At 48.1% G+C, this 15,746-nt stretch carries 11 protein-coding genes and 1 tRNA gene; 5 read left to right on the top strand and 7 right to left on the bottom strand.

The features are described 5' to 3' along the window. Positions 1-81 precede the first annotated feature (81 nt). Complete coding sequence (locus BMZ71_RS08190) at positions 82-1,152, bottom strand: YeiH family protein (protein ID WP_086989064.1); 1,071 nt, start codon at positions 1,150-1,152, stop codon at positions 82-84. 120 nt (positions 1,153-1,272) lie between these two features. On the opposite strand from BMZ71_RS08190, the gene BMZ71_RS08185 reads away from it, so the two are divergent. Then, on the top strand, positions 1,273-2,145 hold the full coding sequence (locus tag BMZ71_RS08185; RefSeq protein ID WP_086989065.1) for a LysR family transcriptional regulator: 873 nt from the start codon (positions 1,273-1,275) through the stop codon (positions 2,143-2,145). Between the two features lie 333 nt (positions 2,146-2,478). Here BMZ71_RS08185 and BMZ71_RS08180 read toward each other — a convergent pair whose 3' ends face one another. Next, entirely contained in the window at positions 2,479-3,624 is a 1,146-nt protein-coding gene (locus BMZ71_RS08180) for an RNA-guided endonuclease TnpB family protein (RefSeq protein WP_086989066.1), read from the bottom strand. A 373-nt stretch (positions 3,625-3,997) separates the two neighbouring features. Here BMZ71_RS08180 and BMZ71_RS08175 point away from each other — a divergent pair, with 373 nt between their 5' ends. Then, positions 3,998-5,029 (top strand): GMP reductase, encoded by a 1,032-nt coding sequence (locus tag BMZ71_RS08175; RefSeq protein WP_086989067.1) that lies wholly within the window; start codon positions 3,998-4,000, stop codon positions 5,027-5,029. Positions 5,030-6,242: 1,213 nt separating this feature from the next. Here the strand turns inward: BMZ71_RS08175 and BMZ71_RS08170 are convergent. The 3 genes from BMZ71_RS08170 to BMZ71_RS08160 all read right to left on the bottom strand — a co-directional run bounded on the left by BMZ71_RS08170 (position 6,243) and on the right by BMZ71_RS08160 (position 8,994). Then, positions 6,243-6,315 (bottom strand) — tRNA-Arg (locus BMZ71_RS08170). A 246-nt stretch (positions 6,316-6,561) separates the two neighbouring features. Then, positions 6,562-6,777: a hypothetical protein gene (locus BMZ71_RS08165; protein ID WP_143596702.1), complete on the bottom strand. Its 216-nt coding sequence runs from the start codon at positions 6,775-6,777 to the stop codon at positions 6,562-6,564. A 972-nt stretch (positions 6,778-7,749) separates the two neighbouring features. Then, positions 7,750-8,994, bottom strand: coding sequence for an aminopeptidase (locus tag BMZ71_RS08160; protein WP_086989069.1), 1,245 nt, complete (start codon positions 8,992-8,994; stop codon positions 7,750-7,752). Between the two features lie 836 nt (positions 8,995-9,830). Here BMZ71_RS08160 and BMZ71_RS08150 point away from each other — a divergent pair. Together BMZ71_RS08150 and BMZ71_RS08145 are read left to right on the top strand one after the other, a co-directional pair. Then, entirely contained in the window at positions 9,831-10,568 is a 738-nt protein-coding gene (locus tag BMZ71_RS08150; protein ID WP_086989071.1) for a DUF6577 family protein, read from the top strand. 27 nt (positions 10,569-10,595) lie between these two features. Next, a complete protein-coding gene (locus BMZ71_RS08145; RefSeq protein WP_086989072.1) occupies positions 10,596-11,885 on the top strand; it encodes a hypothetical protein in 1,290 nt (429 codons plus the stop codon). A 371-nt stretch (positions 11,886-12,256) separates the two neighbouring features. Here BMZ71_RS08145 and BMZ71_RS08140 read toward each other — a convergent pair whose 3' ends face one another. After that, a complete protein-coding gene (locus tag BMZ71_RS08140) occupies positions 12,257-13,156 on the bottom strand; it encodes a coiled-coil domain-containing protein (RefSeq protein WP_086989073.1) in 900 nt (299 codons plus the stop codon). A 101-nt stretch (positions 13,157-13,257) separates the two neighbouring features. Then, positions 13,258-13,707 carry a flavodoxin gene (locus BMZ71_RS08135; protein ID WP_086989074.1) on the bottom strand — a complete coding sequence of 150 codons (450 nt, stop codon included), beginning with the start codon at positions 13,705-13,707 and terminating at the stop codon, positions 13,258-13,260. A 990-nt stretch (positions 13,708-14,697) separates the two neighbouring features. On the opposite strand from BMZ71_RS08135, the gene BMZ71_RS08125 reads away from it, so the two are divergent. After that, complete coding sequence (locus BMZ71_RS08125; RefSeq protein WP_086989076.1) at positions 14,698-15,597, top strand: nuclease-related domain-containing protein; 900 nt, start codon at positions 14,698-14,700, stop codon at positions 15,595-15,597. The last annotated feature ends 149 nt before the right edge of the window (positions 15,598-15,746 follow it).

Below are 15,746 nucleotides of genomic sequence, written 5' to 3'. Positions count from 1 at the left end.
AACCGCAAAACACCCGACAGATCGCGCGATAGCAAAGAAAAAAGCATCGGCTCCCACAGGAACCGATGCTTTTTGTTGCAGTTATCCGAAAAACACACGTATCAGCACCACAGCCATAACGACTTGCGCAGCACCAACAGTCAACCCATACAGCATGGCTTTGGGGCCTTCTTTGATGATGTCGGCGAATTTTACGCGCATGCCGATCGCGGCGAGGGCGGCGACTTCGAATTGGGTGCTGATCGTTTTTGAGGCGACCAAGACGCCATCGGGAACGCCGATAAAGCTGCGGATCAGGAAGAAGACAACGAATCCGGTCAGGAACCACGGCACGCCGTAGGAGACGGCTGGACTGGCGGACGCTCCTGCTCCGTCAGATGCTTCACCTTTAGCACCCACCGCGCGCTTTTTGCGTGTGAACAAAGATTCTCCTTCATTCATGTTCATACGCCCGTACAAGACGGCGACGCCGATGATCAGGAGTACGCGCATCAGTTTGAAGACGGTCGCCAAGGTGACGACGTCGTCATTGACAAGTTTGGCGGCGGCGACAACTTGGCCGACGGATTGGACAGTTCCACCAATCAGGGCCGATGTCCGGAGCGTGTCGCTGCCGTACAGAATGGAGCCCAGGACCGGCAGCAGGATCATCAGCGCGGTGCCGGTCAGGTTGACGATGGTAATCGAGATGCCTTTGTCTTTGTTGTCGGCTTTGACAATCGGAGAGACGGTCCCGATGGCTGAGGAGCCGCAGACTGCGTTGCCGGCGCCCATCAGCAGAGCGAAGCGTTTACCGAAGCCGAAGTATTTGCCGAGATTGTAGGTAACGAAAATCGTCAGGGACATCTGCAGCACAATAAAGACGAAGCCTTTGATCCCTGCTGACTTCAGTACTTGGAAATCCAAAATCAGCCCGTTCAGGACGATGGCGTATTCCAAGAGCCGTTTCTCGGAAAACTTCGTGCCTGAGCCCAGTTCCGGCCGGTTCAGGAACGTGTTGCCCAGCAGCATCCCCAACAAAATGGCGATCAAAGCGGCGCCGAGCGTTGGCAGGAAGCGGGCGAAGAATTGGCTGACCAATGAGATGGCGATGCTGGCGGCGAGGCCGGGCAGTACCCCATCGAGTTCTTTCTTGAGTGTATTTATTTTCATGAGTGTCTAAATCCTCCCTAAATGTTGCATTACAGTAATCTATTTTACCCGACTTTTTGCATAAATAAAAATAATGATTTATTATGCAGGTATAAGCAAAATTAATAGGAGGCGCCAAATATGCTGGATAACCGCTATAAAACATTTCTCACGCTGATTGATGAGGGCAGCTACACGAAAGCCGCCAAGAAATTGAATATCACCCAACCTGCCGTGACCCAGCACATCCAGCATCTGCAGGAGGAGCTGGGCGTCCAGCTGTTCCGCTATGAAGGCAAGCAGCTGCTGGTCACTGAAAAGGGGCGCTATCTGGAGGAACAACTCTCGCTGCTGAACCGCGATGTGGAGAGGATCCGCACACATCTGCTACAGCAAGACGATGCGCCGACGCTGTCTTTCGGGGCGACACTGACAATCGGCGAATATGTCATGCCGGGACTGATTGGGCACTACTTGGAGCAGCATCCGCGCCATCATTTATCGATGATCGTCGACAATACAGCCACGCTTACCGGCTTGATCCAGAAAGGGAAAATCGATTTTGCACTCATCGAAGGCGAGTTCAACCAGAGCCAACTCGGCTTCGCAAAGCTGTCCGATGAGCCGTTTATCGGCGTCTGCGCGGCCGCCAGCCCGTTGTGGCGCAGCGAGCAGGAGTTGGCGGCGCTGTTCAGTGAGCACCTCTTTGTCCGCGAGGAAGGCTCCGGTTCGCGACGGATTTTGGAAAATGCTCTCCTGAAAGAGGGTGCGAACCTCAGCAGTTTCGGGCGGGCGACCGTCGTCGGCGGCATCGGCCCGATCAAGCAGTTGGTGGCGGAGAACCGAGGCATCGCCTTCCTCTACCGGATCTCGGTCGAAAAGGAGCTGGTGGAGGGGAAGCTGAAGGAGATTCCGATCCGGGGTTTCGCTGTGGCGCATCCGTTCCATGTCGTCAATCTTAAGGATTTCCGTGATCGCGGACCGCTCCAGGAACTGTTGTCTTTTTATCGTTGATGGGGATGCACCGAACTTTGCTGGGATGCGCCATTTCTCGGCCTTTCGTGGCGATGATAAGAAATCCGAAATTTTCATCACTAATTAATCTTTGACAAACGTGGGGCAGTAGTGTAACTTACTATTGGGACTTTACGATAGAGAATATTTTTTGTTTTTGTGTCTTTATCTGGGTAAAGTGATTCCTAAATGGAATTGTGCACTAACGGGAACTACTCGTCAATGAATGCCCGAGCTTCTGGGAACATCGCTGACTTATCAGTTTGAATATTTTCAAACCGACAGAGGTTACGACTTTTAACCAAAGCTCATTCCTAACTTTTGCTTTTAACGTTAAGCCAACGCTTTGTTCAGAATGTTGTTTGCTGCATTGACATCTCTATCAATACCTACAGAATGACAATGTGGGCAGTCAAACCTACGAATATGAAGTGGTTTTTTACCGGTGTTTTCTCCACAATGGGAACAAATTTGGCTTGTGTAGCGAGCATCCACCAAAATAAGTTCTTTCCCGTACCAATCACATTTATAAGTTAGCATGGACTTGATTTTCGCCCAAGAAGCATCGGCAATAGAGCGTGCCAAATGATGATTCTGCATAAGTTTTTTGGTTGACAGATTTTCCATTGCTATGAGATCGAATCTCCGAACCAAACTGGTTGTATACTGTTGCAGATAATTTGCCCGTTGGTTCGCAATTTTTTTGCTGATACGGGCAATATGTTCCTTGGCTTTGTGCAAATTCTTGAAGTCCGAAAGTTTAAGATCGATTCCCTGAGCTTTTGCTTCTTCGATTTTAGCGAGTGCCTGAGTGTGACGACGAGCAAACTTTCGTTCCCACTGTCGTCTATTCTTCGCTAGAGAACGTTCAAACTGTTTGTTTTTGAGTTTGAATCCGTCCGACTGGATGACCAGATCAGTAAGGCCTAAATCAATTCCAATCACATTTCCGGTCTTTTCGAATACCTTGGGCTCGTGTTCGACGTGGATGGTTGCTGTATAGGACCCGTTTAATTCTCTGCGAATTGTGGCGCTTTTAATTTTATCTTGGATGCGATGTCCGCCAAAGAACTTTACCAAACCAAGTTTCGGCAACTTGAGGTAATGTGTGTCGACGATCATTATGTTGTGGTTGATGCATTTCGACTTGTAAGTGTTCTTTGGGTGTTTGCGTGATTTGAAGCGAGGGTGATTATTTTGTTTCGTGAAAAAACGGGTAAATGCGTCATCCAGATCATCTGACGTGTACTCAAGGCTGGTGCTTTCGGCTTCTTTCAGGAATGGAAATTCGATTTTGAGGGCTTTCATCAAATAGTGCATGCCATAAGCATTTACATAGTCGCCCCCATTTTCAAATCGATCCTGTTGCATCCCGAGCAGTTTATTCCAGACGAAACGATTTAATGAGAGGTTCTTATCGATGAACGCTTTTTGATTTTCAGTAGGGTGCAATTTTATTTTAATGCCCTTCAGCTTCATTGTTTTTCATCTCCTTTTCGCGTAAATAGCTGATGTATTTTGGAATTGTAGTATCATTTGGTTCTACTAATATACTTCGCAAAATGGTCCAGTTTCCATCAGTACCTAAATGTATATTTCATTGTGGCCAGTGTTAACTCAACGTGTTCAAGGTAAAGTGAATATCTTTGTGTTTCTCATGCCTTGATTATACGCGTTCTAACAACACTATGCGTAGTGATATATCCATTACCTTGAAGGATTTAAATTGAATTTTGACAGAATATAAATATTCAGATTATGCAGTTCTGATCAAGACATAACTGAGATGTTGTTCGTTAAAGGTTCAATAAGCCTGTGGTGAGCAATGCCAAACAGAAAGAGGGAAATAGAAATGAAAATTTTTGATTATGAAGATGTACAATTAATTCCGAATAAGAGCGTTGTGCAAAGCCGTTCCGAATGCGATACGACTGTCGCGCTTGGTGGCCGTACGTTCAAATTGCCGGTGGTGCCTGCGAATATGCAGACGATTCTGGATGAAGAACTTGCTGAAAAATTAGCGCGGGAAGGTTATTTTTACATCATGCATCGTTTTGATGAGGCGAGCCGTTTGCCGTTCATCCAAAAGATGCAGGAAAAAGGTTTGTTTGCTTCGATCAGTTTGGGGATCAAAGCGGCAGAATTTGATTTTGTGAATGAATTGGCGGCAAAAAAAGCCGTTCCTGAATATACAACGATCGACGTGGCGCATGGTCATTCCGATGAAGTCATCCGTATGATCAAACACGTTAAAGCTGTGATGCCGGAAACATTCCTGATTGCCGGTAACGTGGGTACTCCTGAAGGCGTCCGTGAATTGGAAAATGCCGGAGCCGATGCGACAAAAGTGGGAATCGGACCTGGTAAAGTTTGCACAACCAAAATCAAGACTGGTTTCGGTACAGGCGGCTGGCAATTGGCGGCGGTAAGCTGGTGTGCGAAAGCTGCAAGCAAACCGATCATCGCTGATGGCGGCGTGCGTACAAACGGAGATATCGCTAAATCGATCCGTTTTGGTGCAACAATGGTCATGGTCGGCTCATTATTGGCTGGACACGACGAGTCACCGGGCGAAACGAAGGAAATCAACGGCGGCTTGTACAAAGAGTACTTCGGTAGTGCGTCCGAATACCAAAAAGGCCAACGCAAAAACGTGGAAGGCAAAAAGATTTTGACGCCTTACCGCGGCACGATCGCAGACACGTTGAACGAAATGCGCGAAGATCTGCAATCCTCGATCTCCTATGCGGGCGGAAGAGATATTTCTGCTATCCGTAAGTGTGATTATGTATTGGTCAAAAACTCCATCTACAACGGCGACAGCAACCAAGGCATCATCGAAGCTGGCCGCAGCTCATATGGCGAAGGCGATACGATCCTTTAATCAACAAAAACCAGCCGCAGCGGCACCCGATTGCATTACGGGAGTCGCTGCGGCTGGTTTTATTTTACGGAAGTCATTCATCAAGGAACTATAGTTCGAGCATTTCAAGGGGCTCATCTTTTGGAGTGATCTTGTGTCAAGTTTCTGAATATTCCCTCAAAAAAATTCAACATGACTATACAAAGCGGGCCACTCAGCGAAAAACAATTTTGTATTTTCTGACCCTTTAGTATAATTATGTTGTATGCTTTTCGGCTGATTGGTTAATATAATGGACGGTGTTCCTAGGGGTTAAAAGTAAGTAATTCAGACAAACTAATTTTATTTTATTGAATTGACAAGGTTTAGAGACACCTGTAATTTCATATCGTTCAATATTGGCTGGCATTTTCTTGTTTTTTGGACATTAAAAAACAGATAGAAAAGATTACGCAGTGGTGCTATACTAATCTTAGTAAGAGAGCTCTTACTAAGGTAAACAACTTTTGTTTAAATGGCAATGGTGCACAGCCAATTGTAGAACACATTTTAAGCAATCGCTGGAGGTAGGTTTATATCAATCAATCACTAATGGAGCAGTCTGAAGTTTCTTTTCTGCCTATCCCGTAGCTGAAATCCTCCCCGCATTACCCCATCTCATTTTAATCATTTGATCGCAATACATAACTTCGCTTCGCTATAATGAACGAATATGAATTCTTCGCTACATTTTAGGTTCAGGCTGATGGGTTGGACGGAAAAGACGCTGAAGGAACAAAACAACTGCGAAAAGTCTGGGACCGGAGTCCGAATCCGGCCCCAGACTGTTTTTTGATTTATCAATTATAGCTTTGTCAGGAGACAAACTGCAGGTTAGGACCCAAAAGTCCTGGCCTGTTTTTTTTGGGGAAGTGTGGAGTTACAAATAATCCTTTATCAGGTTAGTCGACAGCTGCATGAAGTCTCGGGTATCTGGGATACCGTCCTGAGCTGACGCCCGACAGAAGGGCGACCTGTCTGGTGTTTTGTGCTTTTCGGTATCAGATTAGTCGACAGCCTGTCGGACTCTCGGGTAACTGAGTCACCGTCCTGGGCTGACGCCCGACAGAAGAGCAATCTGTCAGGTGTTTTATCATTTTCGGTATCTATTCAGTCGGCAAATACGCGCGCTATCGATAAACGATAAAAAAGGAGGCGCCTCGATATGAGACACCTCCTTATCATTCAAATATGACGGTCCTAAGAAGAATTGAACTTCCGACACCTCGTTTAGGAAACGAGTGCTCTATCCGCTGAGCTATAGGACCAACAGAACACTATTCATTGTATCACTTAATGCGTGCAATTTCCACAACCGTTTGAAAAAAATTCCTCGAGTCAGAGAATGTAGGCGAAAAGCATAAAAAGGGCAGCCAATCAGCTGCCCTCTAAAACGTGTTCTGGCTCCCAGAAATCTGTGCCTAAGCTGATTATCATACACGGAAAAAAAGCGTCGATTTAGTGTTAGTCCTCTCAGTGCACGATTTCTACCCGGGATTCATCACACTCTGATCTCATTCATTTTCCAATGCCTCGATGCGCGCTTCCAAATCCGAAACCGTACCCTTAAGCTCAGCGATTTCCGCTTGCAGACTCTCGATGTCGGCCGGTCGCACTTCGCCATCCGTCGTGCCGCTCATTTGCTGGAAGACCAAAGTAAGGCCAAAAATCAATAGCACTGCACCGAAAATATACAACCAACTCAGGCTGGACGGTTTTTCTGGTTCCACCGCCTGTGAAACCTCCTCGAACTGTTCCATCCGTTTTTTTCGATCGACCACGATAAACACCCTGCTTTCGTGAAGACTTGTCTGACTCTCTACCCACATTATAGCTTATCGAAAAACAGAACTAAAGAAAAGTACCGTACCGTTACGAATTCTTAATAATGAGAAAACGGCGCCGTTACCTCCGGCGAAAGGGTCGCTCGCCGGAGTTGGGGTTACCGGTAATAGTCCTTCTCCTGTGAAGGAATGTTGGCCGGAGCTGGGAGATTTACGGTACGCTCTTCTTCGGTGAACGGATCCTTATCGGAACTGCCGCACCTATCCAGCCGCCAGCTCCGGCGAAGGCAAGCTTTATAGGAGCTGGTGCTTTCCTCCGGGGAACGGGGCTCTCACCGGAGTTGTGGTTACCGGTAATAGATTTCCTCCTGCAAGCGAATGTTAGCCGGAGCTAGGAGATTTACGGCACGCTCTTCTTCGGTGAGCGGATCCTTATCGGAGCTGCCGCACCTATCCAGCCGCTAGCTCCGGCGAAGGCAAGCTTTATAGGAGCTGGTGCTTTCCTCCGGGGAACGGGGCTCTCACCGGAGTTGCGGTTTCCGGTAATAGATTTCCTCCGATGAAGGAATGTTGGCCGGAGCTGGCAGCTATGCGGCACGCGCTTCAACGGTGAGCAGGTCTTTATCGGAGCAGACGCACGCTTGCAGGCACCAGCTCCGGCGAAGGCAAGCTTTATAGGAGCTGCTGCTTTCCTCCGGCGAAAGGTTCGCTCGCCGGAGTTGCGGTTTCCGGTAATAAATTTTCTCCGATGAAGGAATGTTAGCCGGAGCTAGGAGATTTACAGCACGCTCTTCTTCGGCGAGCGTACCCTTATCGGAGCTGACGCACCCATCCAGCCATCTGCTCCGGCGAACCCCCAAAAAAACAACACAAAAAACCTCCCGTCTCCGGGAGGCCAACCAAACTAACAACAAACCCTTAGAACGCCCAATCCCCATTGCGGAAGATCGGCATAACCGATCCGTCCTTGCGGATTCCGTCGATATTCATATCCGCGGACCCGATCATGAAGTCCACGTGCGTAGTCGAACGGTTCAAGCCGGCTGCAGCCAACTCTTCTTGGGTCATTTCGGTGCCGCCCACAACACTGGATGCGTAAGCCGAACCCAGCGCCAAGTGGTTGGAGGCATTTTCGTCGAACAGGGTATTGAAGAAGACGATACCGGATTGTGAAATCGGTGATGGATCCGGAACCAGGGCGACTTCGCCGAGGCTGCGTCCGCCGTCGTTTTCTTCGACGAGGCGTTTGATCGTGTCTTCGCCTTTTTCGGCGGTCACTTCGGTCACCTGGCCGCCCTCAAACCGGAACGTCATGCCGTCGATGATGTTGCCGGCGTAACTCAGCGGTTTCGTCGATTTCACGATACCGTCGATGCGGCGGAAATCAGGCGCGGAGAAGACTTCCTCGGTCGGCATGTTGGCGATGAACTTCTCGTTCTGCGCGTTCACGCTGCCGGCGCTTTCCCAGATGTGGTTTTGCGGCATACCGACAGTCAAATCGGTTCCGTTCGGCGCGGTGTAATGCAAAGCGTCGAACTGCTCCGCGTTCAGCACGTCGGCTTTCGACAGAAGGCGCGCTTCATGCGCATCCCAGGCAGCCACAGGATCGGCTTCGTAGACGCGGCATGTCTTGAAGATTTCATTCCACAAGGCGTCGACTTGTTCCTCTTCGGTCGCCAGCTCGGGGAAGACTTTCGCCGCCCATTTCGCACCGGCTGCGGCAGCGACGGTCCAGCTCACTTTGTTGGCTTGGGTCGCGGTGCGTTGCGCATCGAAGGCGACGTTATTAGCCTTTTGCACGGCAGCCAACTTCTTGCCGTCGACGCCGTTCAGCGCATCCGGATCGGCCGAGCGTACCGAAAGGCGGCTCGCTTTCTTTTCAATCATGTCGAGGCTTTCATCAATCTTGTACTGCGGAACGTTCGTCATGCGCTCCTCGGACGTGTGCAGGTAGGTTTCGCGGGTGACGATATCGTCGGTCCACTTGACGATGACTTCCTCGGCGCCCAACGCGTAGGCTTCCTTCGTCAACAGACGCGCGAACGGTGCCTGCTCGACGTCGATGTTGATGACGATCGTGTGGCCTTTTTGCACATTGATCCCTTTCGAAACCAACAATTTGGCGTACTTTTGCAGATTTTCCTCAAAATTCGGTAATGCCATTGTGTATTCACTCCTATGCTTATAAACGAACTAGCACTATCATAGCACAACTTATCTCTAGAGAATAGATAAGTTTCCCTTATATTTGTGCGATATTGACCCCGGAACGCAAAAAAACTCAGCCGAAGCTGAGCTTTGTCTATTTAACCTTGGGGGGATTAAACAGAAGCTGGAACCACAAGGGCTCCTGTAATTGACATAAAATCGATTACATGTACTATATTCTCACATTTACGCAATAAATGCAATATCATTTAAAAAAATTAACGCTTTTGCTTCCCGAATGCGTCCCCCAGCCGGCGAATCCGCTCGCTCCTCCGATAAGTGTTGTCCTCGCCGGAGCAGGCGTTTGTAACGGTCCGTCAGCTCCGAGGAGGACTTGCTCCCCGGAGAAGAGCGAGCCGCCCAGCCCCCAGCTCCGGCCAACATTCTCCCGCAGGAGGACAGCCGATTACCGGAAGCCCAACTCCGGCGAGAAGCCCGCTCACCGGAGGAAAGCACCAGCTCCGACCAAGGTTGTCTTCGCCGGAGCTGGCGTTCATCAGGGGGACGTCAACTCCGACGAGGACTTGCTCCCAGGAGAAGAGCGAGCCGCCGATAGCCTCAGCTCCGGCCAGCATTCGCCCGCAGGAGGAGAGCAGATTACCGAAACCCCAACTCCTGTGAGAAGGGCGTTCACAGGAGAAACTCAACCCAGACCTGCAGCCTAACGAAGAGCGAACCTAACAATCGGCTCATTTTGTTGTTTTATGCCGCTCAGTTGGTTATAATGACATCAAACAAAAGGGTCAGTATTCGTTTTTGACACGTTTATTAGAAAAAATGGAGGACAGATTATGACTTCAAAATTGAGGCTAAATGAACTGGGGATTTTTCTTAAACACAATCAACCCGTATCGACACAGCAACTTTTGCAGTTTTATCAGACTTTTGAACCGGATTTAAAAGTAAACACGTTGCGTTGGCGTATCTATCAATTGAAGCAAAATAATGTCCTCTATAGCCCGAGTAGAGGGCAATTCGCCTTGCCTGAAAAGCAGGTGTTTCAGCCAGAACAAACGAAGAAGATGATTGAGCTCGCCGAAATGATCCAAGAAAAATATCCTTACGCTAATTTTTCTGTCTACCCGACTGAATGGTTGTCTAATTTGGCGGATCACATATACCTGTCCAAAAATATTATCCTTGAAGTCGATAATGATGCTCTGGAATCCGTTTTTCACTTCCTGAAGCAACAATATCGGAATATTTATCTCGATCCGGACGAAAAATTTTATGATCTTTACATTTCGCCGCAAGAGGAAAACATTATCCTCAAGAGGCTGTATGTCGACTCCCCGCGGAATCGAATAAATGAGAATTACCATATTCCGAAGCTGGAACAATTATTGGTCGACCTGATAATAAACGATCCCATGATTTTGCCTATAGGCGCATCCGAAGTGAAAAAAATCATCGCCAATGCCCGGGATAAATACAACTTGAACTACTCAACCATCCAGCGGTACGCTAAGAAAAGGCGTGTCGAAAAGGCGCTGGTTCCATTCGGATTATCAGAAAAAGAATCGCTCTGACAGATCAAAGAGACGAGGTGATTTCCATTGAAAATAAAGTTTTTGTTTTACATTATGCTTTTAATTGTTTCGGGTTTTTCTTTTCTGGGAAAATCATCTATTGTCTACAAAAATAAACTTGTCCTGTTTCTAGCATGTACATCTATTGTGTCGCTCATGGCTGTAGATTATGTAAATGCGATAACAAATATGTTAGGTTCCAACGCTAAAAAATTTGAACCTATATTCTCGTTTTTTAACACAAATTTTGAACCAAGCGAAATTATTTCGCTGGCTGCACTTGCATTTACACTTATTACCTATCGAGTTAATTCAAACAAAGATAAACTACATCGCGATGATGATAGAGTGGTGAACACTTTTTTTAAACTCTTGGACATGATAATTGAAAAAAGCAAATCCATCACTGAAAAAGACATAATCGACTTTGTTAACACCATAAAAGAATCTCTAGATGACAAACCTTATCATAAAAGTGTTGATGTGCATAAAGCTTTCAAATTGATGGAAATATTCCATCTGAACAAAACTGAAATAAATCGTATGCTGAATCAAAGCAGTGTAGACGACATTTTGCGTAAAAAAGTAAAACAATTAACTACTTCTGATAACAAAGAGGATTATTGGAAATTTTTGAGTAATCCCCAAATATCAAATGCTCTGAGTGCGTCCATTTCTCTAAAAAGAAAAGCAACATTCAATCAAAAAGAGTTTGAAACACTCGTGAATATAGGTGTTATGGAACTGCTAAAGCATCATTATAAAGAGAATGAACTTTTGAACAGACCAATCCGATTTGAGCACGCTTTTCAAATCATCGATAAGAAAATGTTTGCTAAAAATATGGATAATAATGGCGATTTTTTTAGACTCTTTCATCGTGCAATCAAAATGATCAACGATTCGAATATCAAAGACAAAGACAAATACTATGGAATCCTTCGTGCAATGTTACCCGATTATCTGGTTATATACATTTATTATAATTGCGTGTTTACTTCTAGGGGGCTTGGGTTAGGTGTTCAGCTGATCGGTACGTCCTTTTTCGGTGACGAGAATGACTTTACATTTAACGAAAAAGGGGACTTGCCGAAATTCACCCAGCATATTCCGATAAAATATCTTGTATTCAAACGACAGGATCCGAAAATCATGATTGAATTGTTTTCTCTGAAAAAACGCGATGATGGTTACAGTAAAGCCCAGTTAAAAGAAGACGCCAGTATCGTCTTTTCCAAGACCGATATTCAATTCAGAAAAAGTTTTGACAAAATTCAAATTGCTATTGCAGACACCTCGGAAAATGATATACTTTAGATACAGTTGGTGTTTGTCAATTCCCATTAAAAAATTGACGTGATTTTTACGGTTCAAAGGACTGTTTCAAAACTAGAATAAATCATTCTGGTTTTGAACAGTTCTTTTTTTTTGCACATATACAATTGATACCATGTTCATGGCCCGTCAGCTCCGACGAGGACTCGTTCTCCGGAGAAGAACAAGCCGCCCAACCCTCAGCTCCGGCCAACAGTCATTTGTAGGAGGAGAACAGATTACCCGAAGCGCTCCTCCGGCGAGAAGCGCGTTCAACGGAGGAACAAGCATTACCGGCAAAACTCGAGTTTCGCGTTCGCGCTAAACAAAAAGAACCGATGGTCCACAGACCCAGTCGGTTCTTCACATATATTTCAAACTACTGTATCATCCTCAATCGCCAGCACTTCCAGTGTTGTTTCCAGTTCGCGTTTCTTCGCGGCCAAACTTTCCATGACGTCCTCGGTGCTGTCCTGCAGCTTCTTCAGGTTCTCGATGTTCTTCTCAATAATGGCTTTCGTTCCCCAGTCGGAGAAGAGGTTGTCGAAGAAGATGTCCAGGGCGCGCTGGGTGGAGGAGATGGTCTCGAGGTCGGTTTCGAAGACGAAATCCAGGTCGCGCAGCTCACGGGCAAAAGTGTAGACGGTCTGTTCAAGATGCAGCAGCGATGCTTCAGCGGCATCCAATTTATCATATTTCAAAAAATCCAGGATCAGACTGTTGTCGGTGATCAGGTCCCAGGTCGAGATGGCATCGGCGGCGTCGAGGCCAGTGATGATGTCGGAGAGGGCTTCGAGCACGGCCAGTCCGGCTTGTTCGGCTTCGTTGGTTTCGCGCCATTCGTGCTGGATCGCCAGAATCTGCTGTTGGCGTTCGCTGACGACCTGGTTCATGTCCGGATGTTTGCGCAGGACGTCTTCCTTGATGTTGCGCAGCCGCAATTTTTTCTCTTCGATATCGGCTTCGACTTCCTTGACCCTGCGCGCGGCGGCGATCTTCATCGCGTAGGCCTTATCGAATTCGACTTTGGCGCTAATGATTTCGCGGTATTCCTTGTCATAGCGGCGGTCAAAGTTGCCGAAGAGCTTCAGCAAGGTGTTCGAAAAACTATCGTGGCGCAGCCGTTCCAGGTCGCGGTTCTCCTTTTCCAGCGTCGCAATGGCTTTTTCCAATGCTTCCTGGTATTTCGAAAGATTCTCCTCGGCGTTGAAAAGCTTGCGCGCCAACGACCCTAACTGGAGCATCAATATTTCATATTCCATCCCCACGTCCATGTAGATCCTCCTCCCTGTTGTAAAAAAGAAGAGCCAACTGCAGGGATTCCCGAATGCCGACTCTTGCTTTGTTTCTTGCAGTGTTGCTGGTGAGCGGGAACTTAGTTGCTCAGCGCCGCTACCATTGATTCAGAGAATTTCTGCAGGTTCGCGATATCCTCTTCTTCGGCGTTCAAGTCGATTTTGACATTTTCTGCGCCGATTGTTGCGCCGAACTTCTTGAATTGTTCCTCAAAATCATCCACCGCTTTGCAGTAGTATTCGTAGAACGTGTCGCCTGAGCCGACGACGCCGGCGATTTTGCCTGTGAAATCGACGTCTTCCATCTCTTCGTAGAAGTCCATGAATTCGTCCGGCAGGTCGCCGTCCGTTCCGTATGTGTAGGTCGCGATGATGTTCATGTCATATTCCAAGAAGTCCTCAGGTGCGACTTGCGTGCATTCTTTTACTTCGACGTCCACTCCCAATGCTTCCAACTGGTCTGCGACGATATCGGCGATTTCTTCGGTATTCCCTGTCAAACTTGCGTATACGATCAATGCTGATGCCATAGTGTTTCCTTCTTTCTTTTCACGATTACTATCTAATCAAAGTATACCAAAGTTCCATCCGGTTAGCATCTAATAATCGCAGATTTGCGACAGGGTGTTCCGCGGCCGCGCAGCTCCGACGAGCGCGGCCTATGCCGGAGGTGATGCGAGGGAGTGGGTGTGTCTTCCGATTAGGTTTGTTTCGTCGGAGGACAGGGTGCGAATCCGCGCCCAGCTCCGGCTAACATTCGCTTGCAGGAGGAAGATGGATACCGAAGAGCCCAACTCCGTCGAGGAGGGCGCTCCCCGGAGGAAAGCACCAGTTCCTGTTAGGGGTTGTTTTGCCGGAGCAGGTGCGAGTGTGAACTTCGTACCTCCGGCGAGCCTTCGTTCGTCGGAGGACAGGGCGCGAATCCGTGCTCAGCTCTGGCCAACATTCGCTTGCAGGAGGAAGACGAATACCGAAGAGCCCAACTCCGTTGAGAAAGGCACTCCCCGGAGGAAAGCACCAGTTCCTGTTAGGGTTTGCTTCGCCGGAGCAGACGCGAGATGGCGATCCGTACCTCCGGGGAGCCTTCATTCGACGGAGGTCAGCATGCGAATCCGCGCCCGGCTCCGGCCAACATTCGCTCGTAGGAGGAAGACAAATACCGAAGAGCTCAACTCTGTTGAGAGGGGCGCTCACCGGAGGAAAGCACCAGCTCCTGTTAGGGTTGTCTTCGCCGGAGCTGTTGCGAGCGTAAGACGCTCACCTACGGCGAGCTCTTGTTCGTCGGATGAAAGGATGAGAATCCGTGCTCAGCTCCGGCTAGTCCTTGGTAATCGGAGGATACCGTATCATTGGCAACGCACCTCCTGTCAGGCAGCGGTAAACGGAGGTTATTAATTTTAAGTGACTGTTCCTCCGGCGAAAGGATCCGTCGTCGGAAGTCGCTGGAGGAATGAAAAAAGCCAGCGACGATGGAATGCAGATACTACAGGTGACAGTTGAATTCAAAAGGAGGAGAGATAATGGCATATAAGGAACGCGAAAAGCCGCGGATACTCTGCATTTATGAAGCATTGGCCAAGCGGATGAAGTTGGGGCCGGGAGATCAGTATTATTTGTTGCATATGGATGGGGGATTCGTGGGCGAATGCGGGCTGGATGTACATACGGATGCACTGGATTCGCGCTGTTTGGTGCTGAATGATCTGCAGTTGCGGCACAACCGTATTTCGATCCAGATCGATACGCTGGTGATTTGTCCCGATAAACTTTTAGTGTACGAAACGAAAAACCATAAAGGGGATCATCTGTGGGGGCCGCTGACGTTCCGGAAGCCAAGTGGTGCCACGATGGAAAATCCGTCGCTTCAGCTGAATCGGACGATGGCAAGATTGGGTGTGCTGCTTGCGGAGCTGAAAATCGAGATGCCGATTGAAGGCTTCGTCGTCTTCATCAATCCCGAGTTCAATTTGCTGAGTAATCGTAAAATTGAGGAATACCTGCTTCCCGGGCAGATTCCGCGTCATTTCCATAATTTTCGGGTGAAAGGAGAAATCGGGCCGGAGCAACAGCGATTGGCTGACTCGCTGATCCGGATGCATAATCCGCGCTTCTATGCGGAGGATTTGCCGGAAATCGATTACGGGAAGTTGCAGAAAGAGCTTTTCTGCCTGGATTGCGGCTCGGTGGTGCGCCTTGATGGGGTGAAGTCAGTCTATTGTCCGGTCTGCAAGAAGAGGAGGCGGACGACGAAAACGATTCTGCACAATATCGAGGAGTTCCGGCTGCTTTTTCCGGATGCGAAAGTGACGACGCCGCGGATGGCCGAGTGGTGCGGGATGGACAATAAGGATCGGATTTATCGGGTGCTTTGTAAGAACTATACGGCCGTGGGAAAATGCCATGGACGCCATTACGTATAAAGGCAAGAACTCCGACGAAGCTGCGGCTCGTCGGAGTTCTTGCCTGTTTGTTTGTCTGAGGGATTGTGTAGTGGCTGGACAGTGTTTTCCGATAAGAGATTGTTCGCCGGAGCTGGTGCGAGATGGGCATGCTGTTCTCTGACGAGAGG

Origin of the sequence: Trichococcus flocculiformis (assembly GCF_900113645.1) — a bacterium.
GTDB lineage: Bacteria > Bacillota > Bacilli > Lactobacillales > Aerococcaceae > Trichococcus > Trichococcus flocculiformis.
This window is presented reverse-complemented; position numbering and strand designations above follow the sequence as displayed.